The organism is Arcobacter arenosus (assembly GCF_005771535.1).
GTDB lineage: Bacteria > Campylobacterota > Campylobacteria > Campylobacterales > Arcobacteraceae > Halarcobacter > Halarcobacter arenosus.
Genome location: NZ_VANU01000003.1, coordinates 1 through 17,003, shown reverse-complemented (window position 1 = coordinate 17,003; position 17,003 = coordinate 1). Strand labels below are relative to the sequence as shown.

The 17,003-nt window shown below is 28.7% G+C and carries 18 protein-coding genes; 11 read left to right on the top strand and 7 right to left on the bottom strand.

All coding sequences use genetic code 11. The features are described 5' to 3' along the window. Positions 1 to 27 precede the first annotated feature (27 nt). Complete coding sequence (locus tag FDK22_RS07250) at positions 28 to 1,140, bottom strand: glycosyltransferase (RefSeq protein ID WP_138152256.1); 1,113 nt, start codon at positions 1,138 to 1,140, stop codon at positions 28 to 30. A 150-nt stretch (positions 1,141 to 1,290) separates the two neighbouring features. Between FDK22_RS07250 and FDK22_RS07245 the strand changes: the two genes are divergently transcribed. Then, the gene (locus tag FDK22_RS07245; RefSeq protein WP_138152255.1) at positions 1,291 to 2,457 is read left to right on the top strand and encodes an iron-containing alcohol dehydrogenase; all 1,167 of its coding nucleotides are present in this window, start codon (positions 1,291 to 1,293) and stop codon (positions 2,455 to 2,457) included. A 33-nt stretch (positions 2,458 to 2,490) separates the two neighbouring features. Here FDK22_RS07245 and FDK22_RS07240 read toward each other — a convergent pair whose 3' ends face one another. Continuing rightward, positions 2,491 to 3,369 carry a DMT family transporter gene (locus FDK22_RS07240; protein ID WP_228711658.1) on the bottom strand — a complete coding sequence of 293 codons (879 nt, stop codon included), beginning with the start codon at positions 3,367 to 3,369 and terminating at the stop codon, positions 2,491 to 2,493. A gap of 159 nt (positions 3,370 to 3,528) precedes the next feature. On the opposite strand from FDK22_RS07240, the gene FDK22_RS07235 reads away from it, so the two are divergent. The 9 genes from FDK22_RS07235 to FDK22_RS07195 all read left to right on the top strand — a co-directional run bounded on the left by FDK22_RS07235 (position 3,529) and on the right by FDK22_RS07195 (position 9,928). Further along, positions 3,529 to 4,257, top strand: a complete 729-nt coding sequence (locus FDK22_RS07235) for an amino acid ABC transporter ATP-binding protein (protein ID WP_138152606.1) — start codon at positions 3,529 to 3,531, stop codon at positions 4,255 to 4,257. Between the two features lie 15 nt (positions 4,258 to 4,272). Further along, positions 4,273 to 5,082, top strand: a complete 810-nt coding sequence (locus tag FDK22_RS07230; RefSeq protein ID WP_138152254.1) for a transporter substrate-binding domain-containing protein — start codon at positions 4,273 to 4,275, stop codon at positions 5,080 to 5,082. A 3-nt stretch (positions 5,083 to 5,085) separates the two neighbouring features. Continuing rightward, positions 5,086 to 6,051: an amino acid ABC transporter permease gene (locus FDK22_RS07225; RefSeq protein WP_138152253.1), complete on the top strand. Its 966-nt coding sequence runs from the start codon at positions 5,086 to 5,088 to the stop codon at positions 6,049 to 6,051. Next, the gene (locus FDK22_RS07220) at positions 6,052 to 6,672 is read left to right on the top strand and encodes a MarC family protein (protein WP_138152252.1); all 621 of its coding nucleotides are present in this window, start codon (positions 6,052 to 6,054) and stop codon (positions 6,670 to 6,672) included. Further along, on the top strand, positions 6,669 to 7,286 hold the full coding sequence (locus FDK22_RS07215) for a LysE/ArgO family amino acid transporter (RefSeq protein WP_138152251.1): 618 nt from the start codon (positions 6,669 to 6,671) through the stop codon (positions 7,284 to 7,286). The genes FDK22_RS07220 and FDK22_RS07215 overlap by 4 nt, the downstream gene beginning before the upstream one ends. Before the next feature lie 8 nt (positions 7,287 to 7,294). Continuing rightward, positions 7,295 to 8,050, top strand: a complete 756-nt coding sequence (locus tag FDK22_RS07210; RefSeq protein WP_228711657.1) for an NUDIX domain-containing protein — start codon at positions 7,295 to 7,297, stop codon at positions 8,048 to 8,050. Between the two features lie 244 nt (positions 8,051 to 8,294). Further along, positions 8,295 to 8,990, top strand: coding sequence for a sensor histidine kinase (locus FDK22_RS07205; protein ID WP_138152249.1), 696 nt, complete (start codon positions 8,295 to 8,297; stop codon positions 8,988 to 8,990). A gap of 15 nt (positions 8,991 to 9,005) precedes the next feature. Then, complete coding sequence (locus FDK22_RS07200) at positions 9,006 to 9,389, top strand: RidA family protein (protein ID WP_138152248.1); 384 nt, start codon at positions 9,006 to 9,008, stop codon at positions 9,387 to 9,389. Between the two features lie 164 nt (positions 9,390 to 9,553). After that, the gene (locus FDK22_RS07195) at positions 9,554 to 9,928 is read left to right on the top strand and encodes a phosphate-starvation-inducible PsiE family protein (protein ID WP_138152247.1); all 375 of its coding nucleotides are present in this window, start codon (positions 9,554 to 9,556) and stop codon (positions 9,926 to 9,928) included. A 21-nt stretch (positions 9,929 to 9,949) separates the two neighbouring features. Here the strand turns inward: FDK22_RS07195 and FDK22_RS07190 are convergent, their stop codons facing one another. Next, positions 9,950 to 12,055 carry a helix-hairpin-helix domain-containing protein gene (locus FDK22_RS07190; protein WP_138152246.1) on the bottom strand — a complete coding sequence of 702 codons (2,106 nt, stop codon included), beginning with the start codon at positions 12,053 to 12,055 and terminating at the stop codon, positions 9,950 to 9,952. Further along, on the bottom strand, positions 12,048 to 12,782 hold the full coding sequence (locus FDK22_RS07185; protein WP_138152245.1) for a phytanoyl-CoA dioxygenase family protein: 735 nt from the start codon (positions 12,780 to 12,782) through the stop codon (positions 12,048 to 12,050). Before FDK22_RS07185 ends, FDK22_RS07190 begins: the two co-directional genes overlap by 8 nt. Positions 12,783 to 12,930: 148 nt before the next feature. Here FDK22_RS07185 and FDK22_RS07180 point away from each other — a divergent pair, with 148 nt between their 5' ends. After that, positions 12,931 to 13,353 carry a DsrE family protein gene (locus FDK22_RS07180; RefSeq protein WP_138152244.1) on the top strand — a complete coding sequence of 141 codons (423 nt, stop codon included), beginning with the start codon at positions 12,931 to 12,933 and terminating at the stop codon, positions 13,351 to 13,353. A 37-nt stretch (positions 13,354 to 13,390) separates the two neighbouring features. On the opposite strand, the gene sucD is transcribed toward FDK22_RS07180, so the two are convergent. The 3 genes from sucD to FDK22_RS07165 form a co-directional block, all read right to left on the bottom strand. Further along, positions 13,391 to 14,263, bottom strand: coding sequence for a succinate--CoA ligase subunit alpha (gene sucD, locus FDK22_RS07175; RefSeq protein WP_138152243.1), 873 nt, complete (start codon positions 14,261 to 14,263; stop codon positions 13,391 to 13,393). Further along, complete coding sequence (sucC, locus tag FDK22_RS07170) at positions 14,263 to 15,432, bottom strand: ADP-forming succinate--CoA ligase subunit beta (protein WP_138152242.1); 1,170 nt, start codon at positions 15,430 to 15,432, stop codon at positions 14,263 to 14,265. The genes sucD and sucC overlap by 1 nt, the downstream gene beginning before the upstream one ends. A gap of 135 nt (positions 15,433 to 15,567) precedes the next feature. Next, positions 15,568 to 16,596 carry a TRAP transporter substrate-binding protein gene (locus FDK22_RS07165; protein ID WP_138152241.1) on the bottom strand — a complete coding sequence of 343 codons (1,029 nt, stop codon included), beginning with the start codon at positions 16,594 to 16,596 and terminating at the stop codon, positions 15,568 to 15,570. Positions 16,597 to 17,003: the final 407 nt, after the last annotated feature.

Sequence of the window (17,003 nt, the reverse complement as noted above, 5' to 3'; positions counted from 1 at the left end):
AAAGGGATATATCCCTTTTTAAATAGACTAAAGCACATTTAATTGGTGTGCTAAATCAGCAGCAATTCTTTTGTAGTTTCTAATATCAAGAAGTCTTTCTTGACCTCTTTCACCAACTTTTGCTACATCTTCTTTTGAAAGTCCTATAATATATTCAAGTTTCTTTTTTATAGAATCTTTGTCAAATTTACAAAACCAAGCATCATGTTCATCTGTAAAGATTGTATTATTGTTTGCATTATTTGTCATGATACATGGAACAGCAGATGAATAATAATCCATTATTTTAACTGGTGTTGAGGTATTAAACAGAGCAATTTCTGGTAAAACTGATATCCCAATATCTGCTTTAGCAATAAACTCTAATAATTCTTTTTTTGTTTTCGCATTGTTAATCTCTACATTTGCTGCAATATTTGAATAATTATGAACTACATCAACTGCATATTCTGGATCTTTAGTTGATATTGTTAGTTTCCAGTTTGTTGTTTCTAATTCATTGAAGGCTTCTAAAACTGTTTCAAATTCTCTTAATTTATCTAATGTTCCAGCATAAAAAAATCTTTTTTCTTCCCCTTCATGTTGGATATTTTTATGTAAAACTTCTGGGTCTATTGCTGGTGGACAAATAAAAGTTTTTATATTTACGCCACTAAAATATTCCTCTTGCATCCCTTTTGAAGTTGGCAAAAAGATATCACATTGGTTTATCATTCTTGTTTCAGAAAATGTTGAAAGTTTATTATTTATATATCCTAGAAAGCTTGATTTATTGTTTGCTTCATCTACTTGTATTTTTGCTATTCTTTTAGGGAAAGATAGTCTATATCCAACTTTATAATTGTATTGACCACTTAAAGAAAGTACATTTTTAAGTATTTGTGCTGAGTTTCTAACAAATACATATGAATAAGAAGAGATATCAATACCTCTATTATTTAATTCCTGTATAGATTTATCTTTTCTTGCAATGGGTAAAATAAATCTATGTTCATCTTTTTTTTCAAACTCCGCTTTAAATTCACTAAAATATACAATATTAACTTCATAAAACTCTTTTAAATATTTTTCAAAAAGTGGGCCTATAAAACTGTGATCTGTATATTCATCTTGGTCTGTAATATATAAAATTTTTTCCATGCATAACTCCTAAAAGTATTTTAGAAATTATATTACCAAATAGTCGCAATAACAAAGCATTTTTATTTATAAAATAATGGTATTAAATATTTAAATTAAATTAAAATTAAGATATAATACTCTTATATTAATTATAAGGAGGATAAATAAATGTTACGTTTTACTTTACCAAGAGATATATACCATGGTGCAGGCTCTTTAGAAGAATTAAAAAATTTAAAAGGTAAAAAAGCAATAGTTGTTACGGGTGGAAGTTCTATGAAGAAGTTTGGTTTTCTTGATAAAACTATAGATTACTTAAAACAAGCAGGTTTAGAAGTTGAAACAATAGAAGGGGTTGAACCTGATCCTGGAGTTGATACAGTAATGGATGGAGCAAAAAAAATGCTTAATTTTGAACCTGATATTATTGTATCAATTGGTGGTGGTTCAGCTATTGATGCAGCAAAAGCTATGTGGATATTTTATGAATATCCTGACTTTACTTTTAAAGAAGCAGTTATTCCTTTTAATTTACCAACATTAAGACAAAAAGCAATCTTTGTTGCTATCCCTTCAACAAGTGGTACTGCAACAGAAGTAACAGCTTTTTCAGTAATTACTGATTATAAAGAGAAGATAAAATATCCTTTGGCAGATTTTAATATTACTCCTGATATTGCAATAATTGACCCTAATATTGCAAAAACTATGCCAAAAAAACTTATAGCTCATACAGGTATGGATGCTTTGACCCATGCAACAGAAGCATATGTTGCAGCATTACATAGTAATTTTTCCGATCCATTAGCTTTAAAAGCTTTGGCTATGATAAAGAAAAGTTTAGTTGATTCATATAATGATAATGAAGAAGCAAAAGAGATTATGCATGAAGCACAATGTCTAGCAGGAATGGCTTTTTCAAATGCTTTACTTGGTATAACCCATTCAATGGCTCATAAAGTTGGAGCAGTATTTGGAATTCCCCATGGATGTGCAAATGCAATATTTTTACCTTATGTTATTTCATATAATAGAAAAGCATGTGAAGATAGATATGCAGATATTGCAAGATATTTAGAATTAGAAGGAAAAACTAAAGAAGAGTTAGTTGATTCTTTTATTGCTTTAATAGATGACTTAAATAATAAATTAGATATTCCGCATTCTATGCAAGAGTATGGAATAGAAGAGAGTGAATTTAATGAACATTTAGAGTTTATATCTCATAATGCCGTATTAGATGCTTGTACAGGGGCAAATCCTAGAGAGATTGATGATGAAAAGATGAAAAAACTTTTTATATGTACTTATTATAAAAAAGAGGTTGATTTTTAAACTTTAAACTAAAATAGAGAAATCTATTTTAGTTTATTTACTTCTTTTAAATTTTATCTCTGCTAATAAAACAGCAAATATGATTAATGTTGCGCCAAAGATTTGTGTCATTGTTAATAACTCATTACCAACAAAATAACCAAAAAATCCTGCACTTACAGGTTCCATTGTAAATATTATTGCTGTTTTAGTTGGAGTTGTAAATTGTTGCATATATGTTTGGATTAAAAAAGCATAAACAGTTGCAAATATTGCAGTGATTATTAATGCTTTTAAAAATGTATAATCTAATCCTACATTAAAAGTAACATCATCAACAAATAGTGAAAAAACTAAAGATAGAATTGATACCGTTAAAAATTGGAAAAAAACTAATAAAAAGACATTTACTTTTTTTGAAAAAATATCTGTATAGGCAATTTGTAAGGCAAAAAATACTGCACATATCAAACCTAAAGCTTCACCAAATGCAAGACTTAACTCACCACTCATAGTTAATAAATATAAACCTGCTACTGCTAATAAAGAGCCTATAAAAACCATAGGTCTAACATGTTGTTTAAATATTACATAGGCAATAAACGGTACAATAATTACATTAAGTCCGGTTAAAAAAGCAATAATAGAACTTTTAGTATATGCTAAACCAAAGGTTTGTGTAGCAAAACCTCCAAATAAAAAAAATCCTAAAATTATTCCAAAAAGAATAGTTTCTTTATTTATTGTTTTAAAAAATTTAAAGGCGATTATTCCCATTAATATTGTAGCAAGTGAAAATCTGTAAAACAAAAAAGCATAAACTGGAACAGTTTTAATAGCATCTTGAACCATTAAAAAAGTTACACCCCAAGCAATTGCGACAGTTAATAAAAGAAAATCTGCACGAAATTCAAGTAATTTACTTTTTGTCAATAATATCTCCTATTTTAAAAGAAAGGATTATATTTAAAAGAAGATAAAAATTTCACAAAAATTGTATAATTGTTACACATTTATATTTTAGATTAATTGTAATTGTTATAATATAATAACTTTGAGACTTAAAAAAGAGAGACTATGAGTAATAACAATATTATAAATATGGAAAAAATCAATAAGTTTTATGATGATTTTCATGTTCTTAAAAATATCAACTTCTACGTAAAACAAGGTGAAATTGTGGTTGTATGTGGACCATCTGGATCAGGTAAATCTACATTAATTAGATGTATTAATGGTCTTGAAGATATTGATGATGGAACTATTATTGTTGATGATATTGATATTCATGCAAGCAAGAAAAATATGCAATCAATAAGAAGTGAAGTTGGTATGGTATTTCAACATTTTAATCTTTTTCCCCATCTTACTATATTAGAAAATATTACTTTAGCCCCTGGGTTAGTAAAAAATGTAAAAAAAGATGAAGCTGAAAAAATTGCAATGTCACTTTTAAAAAAAGTTAAGTTATCTGATAAAGCTAATTCATATCCAGCAGATTTATCTGGTGGGCAAAAACAAAGAGTTGCAATTGCAAGAAGTCTTGCTATGAAACCTAAAGTGATTTTATTTGATGAACCAACATCAGCTTTAGACCCTGAAACAATTGGAGATGTATTATCAGTTATGAAAGATTTAGCAAAAGAAAAATTTACTATTGTATGTGTAACGCATGAAATGGGATTTGCTAAAGAAGTAGGGGATAGAATTGTATTTATGGATCATGGTGTAATTGTTGAAGAGAATACACCAAAAGCATTTTTTGAGAACCCAAAATCTGATAGGGCAAAAAACTTTTTAAAAGAAATTTTAACACACTAATATTAAGGAGTAAATGTGAAAAAATTAATCTTAGCACTTATGGTGTTTGTTACGGCAAATTTATTTGCTGATGACATAAATTTATGGAAGAAGTCTACATTAAACCAGATTCTTCAAAGAGGTGAATTACAAGTATGTTTAGAACCAGGTTATATGCCTTTTGAAATGAAAGACAAAAAAGGTAGAATCATTGGTTATGATGTAGATATGGCTAAAAGAATGGCTAAAGATATGGGAGTTAAATTAAATCTTCTTCCAACTGCTTGGGATGGTATTATTGCTGCATTAGTTACTGGTAAATGTGATATTATCATGTCTGGTATGACAATTACTCAACAAAGAAATTTAAAAATTAACTTTGCTGATCCATATGTTGTTGTAGGACAAACTATTTTAATGAAAAAAGGTCTTCCAGCTAAAACTGCTAAAGATTTAGATAAACCAGAATATACAATTGTTACAAAACTTGGTGTAACTGGTGAAATTGCTACAAAAAAATTCTTTAAAAATGCAAAAATTGTAACTTTTGAAACTGAAGCTGATGCTGCTGCAGAAGTATTAAATGGTAAAGCTGACGCTTTTGTTTATGACCAACCTTATAACATTTTATTTATGAGTGATAAAGGTAAGGGTAAATTAGTTCACTTAGATGCACCATTAACATATGAACCATTAGGATGGGCTATTAGAAAAGGTGACCCAGATTTTCTTAACTGGTTAAATAATTTCTTAAGACAAGTAAAAGAAGATAAAGTTGTTGGTTTCTACGATAACTTAAATCAAAAATGGCTAAGAGATACTGATTGGTTAAAAAGAGTTCAATAATTCATGGCTAAAAAACAATCATGGACACAAAATAAAAACACAGGGCATTTAATTGCCCTAGTGTTTTATATCGCAGTAGGATATTTCTTTTATGTAGCAGCTTCAAATATGAATTATGTTTGGAAATGGAATTCTGTTCCTAAATATTTTGCATATGAAGAGATTACTAATGTAGAAGCACCAATAGATGGAAAACTAGTATTAGAAGATGGTAAATATTTTTTAGATGGTGACGAGAAAGTAGCTTTACCTAAATTGGATAGTAGTTTTTCATTTGAATATAAAGTTGGAGACAATATCTATCAATATGATTATATTGCTTCAAAAAAGGAAACTAAAGCAGGTCCTATATTAAATGGTCTTTGGGTTACTTTAAAAATTTCATTTTTTTCAGCTATTCTAACTTTTTTTATAGGTATTATTGTTGCTTTTATGAAATTATCTTCTTTAAGCTTTTTACGAAGTATTGCAACTGTTTATATTACAGTTGTTAGGGGTACACCATTACTTGTTCAAATATTTCTATTTTATTTTATAGTTGCAAATATATTTGAATTAGAAAGATTTGTAGCAGGGGTACTTTCTCTTGGTATTTTCTTTGGTGCTTATATGGCAGAGATTTTAAGGGGTGCTATTCAATCTATTGATAAAGGGCAACTTGAAGCTGCAAGATCACTTGGTATTTCAAATTTTCAAGCTATGCGTTATATTATCTTACCACAAGCTTTTAAAAGGGCTTTACCAACACTTGTAGGTGAGATGATTGCACTTGTAAAAGATTCATCTTTAGTTTCTGTTATATCAATTACAGACTTAACAAAAGTTGGTAAAGAGATTGTTGCAAATACCTTTTCTCCCTTTGAAACATGGATTGTAGTTGCTCTTTTATATTTATGTATTACATCTGTTTTAAGTTTCATTGGTCATAGAATAGAAAAAAATATGCAAGCAAAAGGTGGAATGAGTTAATTGGAACTTATTCAAAATTTTCTTCAACAAAGTATTACTTTCTTTGCTATTATGGACCCAATAGGAGTTAGTGCAATAGCACTATCTCTTTTAAGTACAAACATCACAAAAAGTCAAATTTCTACAATTGCAAAGAAATCTACATTTACTATTTTAATTGCATTTACTGTTGTTTTAATAACCGGTGATTTAGTTTTAAAACTATTTGGTATAGGTGAAGATTCATTAAAAGTTATGGGTGGAATAATCTTACTTTTAATGGCAATATCAATGGTTAGTGGAAGTGGCGAAACTAAAAAAGATGATGAAACAAAAAATGATGAAGAGTTAGCTGTAATACCCATTGGTATTCCAATTGCTTTTGGGACAGGACTTTTTACAACTATTGTAATTTTTAAACACCAAGCAGAAACTTTTTTAGATGTTTTATCAATCATTTCTGCTTTTTGTGTAAATGCTTTATTGTTTTATGTAATCTTGAAAAATTCAATTTATATTAAAAAATATTTAGGATTAACAGGTCAAAATATTATTACAAAACTTATGGGACTTATTGTAGGGGCTATTGCAGTTCAATTTATAATCTCAGGGGTTGTTCACTTAGGGAAAAGCTATCTATGAGTGAGATTGATATCCTGATAAAAGGTTTTATTGTAACCTTTTCTTTAATAGTTGCAATAGGTGCTCAAAATGCTTATGTACTAAAACTAGGACTTTTAAGACAACATGTTTTAAAAGCAGTTTTATTTTGTACTTTTTCAGATTTTATACTTATAAGTGCAGGTGTTTTAGGACTAGGGTTTTTTATCCAAGGAAAACAAATTTTTATAAATAGTATTGCTATTTTTGGGATTGTTTTCTTATGCTTTTACGCTTTTAAATCTTTTAAAAGTGCTTTTAAAAATGAATCATTACAAATAGATGATAATGTTAAAACGAATCCTATTAGAGAAGTACTTACAATGCTTTTTGTATTTACTTATTTAAATCCACATACATATTTAGATACAGTACTTTTAATTGGTGGAATTGGTGCTAATATTGAATCAAGTATGAAATTGTATTTTCTTTTAGGTGCTGTAAGTGCTTCAGCAATTTGGTTTTCAACTTTAGGTTTTGGAGCTAGGGTTTTAATTCCCTTATTTAAAAAGCCTATAACATGGAAAATACTTGATATTACAATTGGAATATTTATGCTATTTATAGCATTTTCTTTAATTGATTTAATTAAATAGGATAAATTTTGGAATCAGTTGAGATTATTGGGTGTTTTAAAACTATTTTAGACCCATATAATGGAATAACAATAGAGATAGAATCATTACCAAACTCAAAAGAAGAGTTTGAAAAAAATTTAAATTTGTTAATAAAACAAACTATAAAAAGAAGAAATTTGATTTGGATATATATCGATATTTCAAAATCAGATTTTATACCAATTGCAACTAAAAATGGTTTTTTCTTCCACTCTTGTGATGAAAACTATGTATTAGTTGTAAAAAGATTAAAAGAAAACTCAATTATTCCAACGGCAGCAAACCATACCTTAGGTGTTGGGGCAGTTGTAATAAATGAAAAAAATGAACTTTTAGTGATAAAAGAAAAGCTCTATTCAAAGGTATTTAAACTCCCAGGTGGGCATATAGATAATAAAGAGATGATTTCCCAAGCTTGTATTAGAGAAGTTTTTGAAGAAACTGGTATAAAAATAGAGTTTAAATCTGTAATCTCAATAAGTCATTTATATCCCCATCAATTTCATAAATCAAATTTATATATTGCTTGTTTAGCAAAACCATTAAGTTTTGATATTAATATACAAGATATTAATGAGATTGAAGAAGCAAAATGGATTGATGTATCTTTGTACTTAAATGATAACTCAATGCCAGAATTTTCAAAGAATATTGTAAGAGCTGCAATAAAAAATAATGGCTTAAATCTAAATGAACCTGAGTTCCTAAAAAATTTTAAAAAGAATATTGAATTATATTTATAATAAGTAATTTTAATAAATCCCTTTAATAAATAAATTAATTTTAATAAGGACTTAAAAATTAATATATATAATAATATTCTAACGCGACAAAACGAGGGAGCTTAATATCTTAAACGATAAATTATACGAGTTAGAAACAGAAAATAAGAAATTAGAATTAATAATAAAAGATCTTAAAGCTGAAATAAATCAAATAAAACAACAAAATTCTCAAAAAGAAAAAAAGATTTTTGAGCAAATTAAAATGTCTCAAATGGGAGAATTGATTGGTAATATTGCCCACCAATGGAGAAAACCTTTATGTGTGATTTCTACTGCTGCAAGTGGTATGAAATTAAAAAAAGAGATGGGTGTTTTAAATGATAAAGATTTTTTAAATTATTCAGAATCAATTCTTGAAAATTCAGTATACCTTTCAAAAACTATAGACGAATTTAGAGATTATATAGAGTTTACAAATAAGAAAAAAGAGATTATTATTCAAGATAGATTAAAAATGGCAATTAGCTTAATTGAATCATCTTTCTCTTTACATAATATTAAAATTATTGAAGGTTTTGTTGAAAAAGAAAAAATTCCTTTTAGATTGATTTTAGGGGAATTACTACAAGTTCTTATCTCAATTTTAACAAATGCAAAAGATGCCTTATTGGAAAATAAAATCAAAGATAAGTGGATTAAGTATGAGTTAATAAAAAAAGAGTATTCTCTGCAAATTACAATAGAAGATAATGCTGGAGGGGTAGATGAAAAAATCATAGATAAAATCTTTGATTCATATTTTACAACAAAAGATTATGAATATAGTACAGGTATAGGATTATATTCTAGTTATGATATTGTAGTTAACAAATTAGGTGGAAAACTTTTTGTGGAAAATACTGAGCATGGAGCTAAGTTTTTTATAGAATTACCACTTAATATTGATTATGTAATTTAATTTTAAAGGAAACAAATGAAAAAAATTATATCAACATCAAAAGCACCATCTGCAATTGGTCCATATAATCAAGGAACTTCTTTTGGAGACTTATTATTTTTATCTGGTCAGATTCCGTTAATTGCTGAAACAATGGAATTAGTTGAGGGTGATATTAAAGTTCAAACAAAACAGGTTATGGAAAATTTAAAAGCTGTTTTAGAAGAGGGTGGAAGCTCTTTTGAGAATGTTTTAAAAACAACTTGTTATTTATCTGATATGGATAACTTTGCAGCTTTCAATGAAGTATATGCTCAATATTTTGATGGTGAAACAGCACCAGCAAGAGCAACTGTAGCAGTTAAAACTTTACCTAAAAATGTTTTAGTTGAAGTTGATGCAATTGCATTTAAAAACTAGAAGGACTCTTCTAGTTTTTATTCAACTAACATTTTTTCTATCAATTATTCTAGTATATTTACATTACAAAATTTTAAAAATCAAAACTTCTAAGATTTAAGTATTTTTTAAGAGTAAAACTTTATTTAATGAATTATAATTCGCAAAAAAATTAAGGATAATTTTTGAATGAAATTTTCAGAATGAAAAATCTTGTACCTACTGTAAAGTTTTTAATTACATTAGTTTTATTTTTAAATGTTAAAAACCTGGATGAAATTGACAAGTTCTCAGAACTTGCAGTTGCTTTACTAGAATTTATAATTATTTTAGAATTAGTTAGGATGCTAATTGAATTTATGTTTAGTGATGAAAATAGAATTAGAATGAGATTGATGATTGATTCAACAATCATATTTTTTATTAGAGATATAATGCTAATTGTAAACGATACGTTTGATTCAAAAAAGATTTTTATTATATTAGCAGTTATAGCTATTCTAATATTTTTTAGGGTAATCTTACTTAAATTTAGCCCATCAATTTTTGAAAGTAAGTAAAAAGAAGGTTAACATTCTTAGTTATTTTAATGTTAACCCAACTCTTTGTTTCTCTAAATCAACACTTAGTACTTTAATATTTTCTAAATTTTGATTGATACTTAAAACCTCACTTGGGTGTGAAATTCTTTTATTTGATATTTGTGAAATATGAAGTAGGGCGTCATTTTTTAATCCCACATCCACAAAAGCTCCAAAGTCAGTTATGTTTCTTACAATACCACTTAAAGTAAAACCCTCTTTTAAATCTTCAATATTTAAAATATCCTTTGAAAATTTCACTTGATTAAACTCAACCCTTACATCATATCCAGGCTTTAATAGTTCAGCTATGATATCTTTTAGTTTTAGAGGTGTTGTATTCAATTCTATTGATACTTTTTCAAAATCTTTTATCTCTTCTATCTTGTAGTTTTTTTGCAGGTTTGATGTTAAGGAGAAATCTTCAGGGTGGATTCCTGTATTGTCAAGTATTGATTTCCCTTCTTTTATTCTTAAAAAGCCAACAGCTTGTTCATATGCTTTTGCTCCAATTCCTTTTACTTCAAGTAGTTGCTCTTTAGAAACAAATTTATTGATTTTAGTTCTATGTTCAACAATATTTTTTGCCAGTTTTTCACTAATACCTGAAACAAATGAAAGAAGTTTATATGAGGCAGAATTTAAATCAACACCTACTTTATTTACAAGGTCAATTGTGATATTTTCAAGTTTTTGTGCTAATTCTTTTTGGTTTACATCATGTTGGTATTGTCCAATCCCAAGCGATTTAGGGTCTATTTTTACAAGTGTTGCCATTGGGTCTCTAAGACGTCCTGCAATAGATATAGCCCCTCTAATAGTAACATCAAGATTTGGGTATTCTTCTTGTGCAATTTTTGAAGCAGAATAAACACTTGCACCTATTTCACTAACAATTGCATAGTTTATATCAAGATTTTCTTTTTTGATTAGCTCATCTATAAATGTTGCAGTTTCCCTTGATGCTGTTCCATTTCCAATGGCAATTGAAGTGATTTTATATTTTTTTATCAGGTTTAGAATGGTTTTAGATGAATTTATTATATCCTCTTTGGGTTTTGTAGGATAAATAACTGCACTATCTAAGAAATTTCCATTTTTATCTATAACTGCTAATTTACAACCAGTTTTATATCCTGGGTCCATACCTAAGATTACATGATTAACTAATGGTGCAGTTAGGAGTAACTCTTTTAAGTTTTTACCAAAAAGTTCTATTGCTTCATTGCTTGCTTTTTCTTTTAGATTTGCTAGGGCTTCTCTTTTTAAACTTGGAAGTAAAAGTCTTTTTAATCCATCTTTATATGCTTCAAATACTATACTCTTTGAAGTGTTAGCCTGTGAGGGGATTTTGTATTTTTTGATATTTTCTAAAATATGTTTTTCATCAATCTCTATTTTGATTGATAATTGTTTTTCATTTACAGCTCTTAAAATTGCTAAGGCTCTATGTGATTTTATATATTTTAATTTTTCTGTAGTATTTGCAAAAGCGGTGTAAAGTCCATTTTTGTCAAACTGCTTTCCCTCTTTTATTTCAATACTTCCCCAATTAGCAATTAGGGTTCTAATAATCTCTTTTGATTTAAAATCATCAGCATATCTTTGAGCAATAATATCCTTGGCACCATCTATTGCTTCATTTATACTTTTTACTTCTTTATTTAAAAAAGATTTGGCTTTATATTCCACATCATCAATTGAGTATTTCATACATTGGATAATATTTGCAAGAGGTTCTAAGCCTTTTTCTATAGCATCAGATGTTCTTGAAGATTTTTTATCTTTAAAAGGAGTATAAATATCTTCTAAAGCTTGTAGTGTTTTAGCTTCATTTAGGTTTTTTAAAACCTTTTCATTTAAGAAATTTTTTTCTTTTAGTAGGTTTTCAATCTCTTCTTTTCTTGATAAAAATTTTTGAAAATAGTTGTATGTTTCTTCAAAAATTCTAAGCTCAACATCTGTTGCACCATTTGTATATTCTTTTCTATATCTTGCTATAAAAGGTATCGTACAACCCTCATCAAGTAGTTTAATTATATTATTTATAACTTTTGTAGACAGAGCAGTTTTCTCTTCTAATAGTGAAATTAAATTTTTAGTCAAGTTCTATTTCCTTGAAATCACTTCTTGTGTTTAAAAGTGGTTTATTTTTTTTTCCTCTTACTGTGTATACGAAAGAGATTTTTGCATTTTCTGTATTGTTTTTATTTGCGTGGTGTAAAGTTTTACAATGAAATAAAACCACATCACCTTTTTTTAGGGGTGTTGAAACTTTATTTTTTATTAGTTTTATATTTTCATTGTTTTCATCTAAAAAGTTTGAATTTTCATCAAATCTATTTGAGTCAAAATTCATTTTATGACTTCCTGGAATAAACTCTAATAATCCATTATCCAAAAATTCATCACCAAGGGATAGCCAAACTGATACTAAGTTATCATTTTCAAAACTCCAGTATCTTCTATCTTGATGCCAATAAGTTCTAGTACTCTCTTTGGGAAGTTTTGTCATAATTGAGTTATGGTGAGCCAAAGTTAAAACTACATCATCATTTAAAAGCTGTTTTAAAATAGGTCTTATTTTTTTGTAGGTCATCCATTCTTTAAAAATATCTTCTCTATCATAAACTTGTCTTAATCTTCTAATTGTAATTTTATTATCGTTAAAATTTAAGTACTCTTGTTCTGATTCTATTGGGGCAATTTTTTTTTCTAGGTGTTCTTTTGCTTTTTTTGTAATTTCATCACATAATTCATGGGATGCAAAATTTTTAAGGACTAAAAAGCCATTTTTCTGAAAATCATTTAATTGTTTTTGAGTTAGTTGCATATTTTCCTACGGGTTTAAATTTGGTAATTTTACTTTAGTTTTAATATCACATAGTTTAATTAAAAAAGTAATTTATAATTTATTTAAGTACAATCTATTATAATCAGCTAGCATGAAAATTAATCCAAACTAATATTTTGGAGAAAATATGAAAAAATTACTTTCTATCGCTGCTATTTCAGCTTTATTAACAACTGGTGCAATGGCTAGTGAAAAAAAAGGACTAAATGTAGTTCTTACTGCTGCTGACGCTCAAACTCAATTAATGGCAATGGTTTTGTCAACTATGACATTAAAACAAAAGAAAATGGTTAACGTTACATTATGTTCAGAAGCTGGTAATTTAGCTGTTAAAGGTGCTCCTAGTCCTAAATTAAAACCAAAAGATGTAAGTCCAAAAATGTTACTTCAAGGTTTAATAAAAAAAGGTGCTAATGTTCAAGTATGTCCACTATTTTTACCTAATGCCGGTTTAGATAACTCAGTATTACTTGAAGGAATTACTGTAGCTAAACCACCAAAAGTAGCAGCACAACTTTTAAATGATGATTTTGCAACATTAAGTTATTAATAAATTAAGAGGAGTAATCCTCTTACTTTAATTAGGTTTATTTTGGGTGAACCTCTTTTAATGCATCACCAATTTGAGTAATAGTTTTAACAGTACAAACACCAGCTCTATCTAAAGCTTGGTATTTTTCTTCTGCAGTTCCTTTTCCTCCATCAATAATAGCTCCTGCATGTCCCATTCTTTTCCCCTTAGGGGCAGTAACTCCAGCGATATAAGAAACAACAGGTTTTGTTACATATTCTTTTATAAATTCAGCAGCAGCTTCCTCTTTAGCTCCACCAATCTCTCCAATCATTACAATTGCTTTAGTTTCATCATCATCTTGAAATCTTCTTAAAATATCAATGAAGTCACTTCCTGGAACTGGATCTCCACCAATTCCTACACAAGTACTTTGACCAAATCCTGCTTGTGTCGATTGGTTAACTGCTTCATATGTTAAAGTACCTGACCTTGAGATAATACCAACACTTCCTGGCATATGAATAGATTCTGGCATAATTCCCATTTTACATTGACCTGGAGTGATAATCCCTGGGCAATTTGGACCAATAAGTGTTGAACCATTTAAATCAATAGCTGCTTTTACATCAAGCATATCAATTGTTGGAATACCTTCTGTAATACACACAATTGTTTCAATACCATTTTCACTTGCTTCAATAATTGCATCTTTACAAAATGGAGCTGGAACATAGATAATTGATGCATTTGCTCCTGTTAATCTTTTTGCGCATTCAACTGTATTATATATTGGAAGGTCTAAATGTCTTTGACCTCTCTTACCAGGAACTACACCACTTACAACACTTGTTCCATATGCTAATGCTCTTTGTGTGTGAAAACTTGCTTGTGCACCAGTTAAACCTTGAACTAATACCTTTGTGTTTTTATCAATTAAAATAGCCATTATTTTGACCCTCCACATAGTTCAATAATTTTTTGTGCTGCTTTATCAAGATTTGCTTCTTCGAAAACTTTTACATCTGAGTTTCTAATTAATTCTAAACCTTCACTTGCATTAGTACCTTCAAGTCTTACTACAATTGGGATATCCAATTGCATTTTTTGTGCAGCACTAATAATACCTGAAGCGATGATATCACATCTTACAATACCACCAAAAATATTTACTAAAATACCATTTACATTTTTTTCAGAAAGAATAATTTCAAAGGCTTCAATAACCCTTTTTTCATTTACGCTTCCCCCAACATCTAAAAAGTTTGCTGGATTTCCACCATGGGTTTTAATTAAATCCATAGTTGCCATAGCTAGACCTGCTCCATTTACCATACAAGCAATATTTCCATCTAAAGATACATAATTTAAATCAAGTTTTTCAGCTTTTAATTCTAGTTCATTTTCTTGAGATTCATCTCTAATTTCATTCATCTTTGGCTGTCTATAAAGTGCTGAATTATCAATTTGTACTTTCCCATCAAGGCATAAGATGTGACCTTGTTTTGTTACAACTAATGGATTAATTTCAACAAGTGATAAATCATTTTTTATAAACATTTTATAGATTTTTTGCATAATATCAATCATTTGTGCACTTAAAGTTTTGTCTAATCCTAAGTCATCACAAATTTGTCTACATTGTGCTGGCATAATACCAACAACAGGGTTAATTGGGTTTCTTAAAATTTTTTCTGGAAATTTTTCTGCAACTTCTTCAATCTCCATTCCACCTTCACCTGATGTGATTATCATAATCCTTTGAGATGTTCTATCAACTGTAAATGCTAAATATATCTCATCAACAATATCACAAGGTTGTTCTATATAAATTGAGTTAACAGGTTGTCCTTTCTCATCAGTTTGGTGAGTAACTAATCTACTTCCTAGAAGATGTCTAACCTCTTCATTGGCTTCAATTTTTGATTCAACTAATTTTACTCCACCAACTTTTCCCCGTCCACCTGCGTGAACTTGTGCTTTGATAACCCATTTATCTCCACCTAAGGTTCTTAATATATCATCTAATTGAGATGGATGTGTAAGAAGTTTTCCTTTTGTTGTAGGGATATCATATTTTCTATAAAGATTTTTTGCTTGGTATTCATGTAAATTCATAATGAATTGTTCCTATTATAGTTTGTATTTATTGTTAATAAAAGCTTATACCAAAATGTTGATGTAAATGTGCTTAAATAGCTGTTTATGGAGTTTTTAAAAAAGGTTTTAAGAGAGGAATTTCCCCTCTTAAATTTATTTGCTAGCTTGTGCTCTTAACACATCAATTAATTCTTTACAATATTTATCTTTAGAAGAGTATTCATCCCAAAGACTAGCCCCTGCAGCTTTCCAAGCTTTTTTATCAGCAGCAGATGGTTCTGGAGACCATTTTAAACCTTTTGCTTCCATTTGAGCAACTGCTTCTGCTTCCCATTTTTTAGATTTTTCTAATTGCTCTTTTGCATGGTCAACTGTTGCAGCATGAACAGCTTCTTGTAGTTTGGGAGTTAGTTTATTCCAAGCACTTTTATTAACAACAATTGGTAAAACCTGAGCTCCTGCTAATGGTAATTTATACATATATTTTGCAACTTCTACGTGGTTTCCATCTCTATGGTCAATTAGGTTACTACCAATTGAACCATCAATAACACCAGTTGCTAAACTTGTATAGATTTCACCCCAAGATAATGAAACAGGAGTAGCACCTAAGTTTCTTAAGAATTTACCATATGCACCTGGAGCTCTAATTTTTAAACCTTTGAAATCTTCAACTGAGTTGATAGGTTTTTTTGTGATAATATATACAGGAGTTTGAATATAAGGTTCTAACCAAACTAAACCTTGTGCTCCGTATGCTTTTTTAAGAATCTTATCCCAACCATCTTCATGGAAAAGTTTATATAGTTCGTCTGTATCTGAAGTACCACCTGGTAAACCAATTTCAACTACACCTGCAGGTAACTCACCAGCATGCATTGATTGAAATGGAGCTGCCATAGTAATAAGTCCAGATTTTGTTGCCGCTAATAAACCTGCTTGACCTACACCCTCACCAGCAAATCTCATATCAACCTTAATTTTTCCACCAGTTCTTTTTTCAATCCCATCAGCTAGATTTTTATAAACTTCACCAAAGGCAGTACCTCTACCATATAAATTACCAAATCTCCAATTATGATCAGCCGCACTTACTGTGTCTACTAAAGTCATAATACCTAATAACGCAACAACTGTAGTTGTCAAAAAGTTTCTCTTAACGCTCTTAAATAAATTTATCATTTATTTAATCTCCTTTTATTTTTATTCATTTTTAAATACTAATAGTTATATAAAACTAACGCCTCCTCTTTGTTTATTAACTATGATATATTTATGTTAAAAATTATAATGATAAATGGGTATTTAGTGTAAATAAAATTGTATATAAAATAGCTATTTTATGGTATTTGTAGAGTTTTAAATTATTCTAAATATTATTTTTTGGCAATAGTTTATTATTGGAAAAATCTCAAGCAAGGAGATGGAAAAAAAAGGTGTAAATAAGAGGATTAAAACCTCTTATTTATTATAAAGAAGGCGATTTGATAACCATAAGCTTTTGGTTTTGCATTTCGTGCATAGAGTCAGGAATACCACCAAGACCTAAACCAGAAGTTTTAGCACCACCAAAAGGCATCCAGTCAACT

Excerpts from the sequence above, each read along its gene's own strand:
- FDK22_RS07250 (WP_138152256.1), bottom strand. The coding sequence starts at position 1,140 with ATGGAAAAAATTTTATATATTACAGACCAAGATGAATATACAGATCAC.
- FDK22_RS07245 (WP_138152255.1), top strand. The coding sequence starts at position 1,291 with ATGTTACGTTTTACTTTACCAAGAGATATATACCATGGTGCAGGCTCT.
- FDK22_RS07225 (WP_138152253.1), top strand. The coding sequence starts at position 5,086 with ATGGCTAAAAAACAATCATGGACACAAAATAAAAACACAGGGCATTTA.
- FDK22_RS07215 (WP_138152251.1), top strand. The coding sequence starts at position 6,669 with ATGAGTGAGATTGATATCCTGATAAAAGGTTTTATTGTAACCTTTTCT.
- FDK22_RS07205 (WP_138152249.1), top strand. The coding sequence starts at position 8,295 with ATGTCTCAAATGGGAGAATTGATTGGTAATATTGCCCACCAATGGAGA.
- FDK22_RS07200 (WP_138152248.1), top strand. The coding sequence starts at position 9,006 with ATGAAAAAAATTATATCAACATCAAAAGCACCATCTGCAATTGGTCCA.
- FDK22_RS07185 (WP_138152245.1), bottom strand. The coding sequence starts at position 12,782 with ATGCAACTAACTCAAAAACAATTAAATGATTTTCAGAAAAATGGCTTT.
- FDK22_RS07180 (WP_138152244.1), top strand. The coding sequence starts at position 12,931 with ATGAAAAAATTACTTTCTATCGCTGCTATTTCAGCTTTATTAACAACT.
- sucD (WP_138152243.1), bottom strand. The coding sequence starts at position 14,263 with ATGGCTATTTTAATTGATAAAAACACAAAGGTATTAGTTCAAGGTTTA.
- sucC (WP_138152242.1), bottom strand. The coding sequence starts at position 15,432 with ATGAATTTACATGAATACCAAGCAAAAAATCTTTATAGAAAATATGAT.
- FDK22_RS07165 (WP_138152241.1), bottom strand. The coding sequence starts at position 16,596 with ATGATAAATTTATTTAAGAGCGTTAAGAGAAACTTTTTGACAACTACA.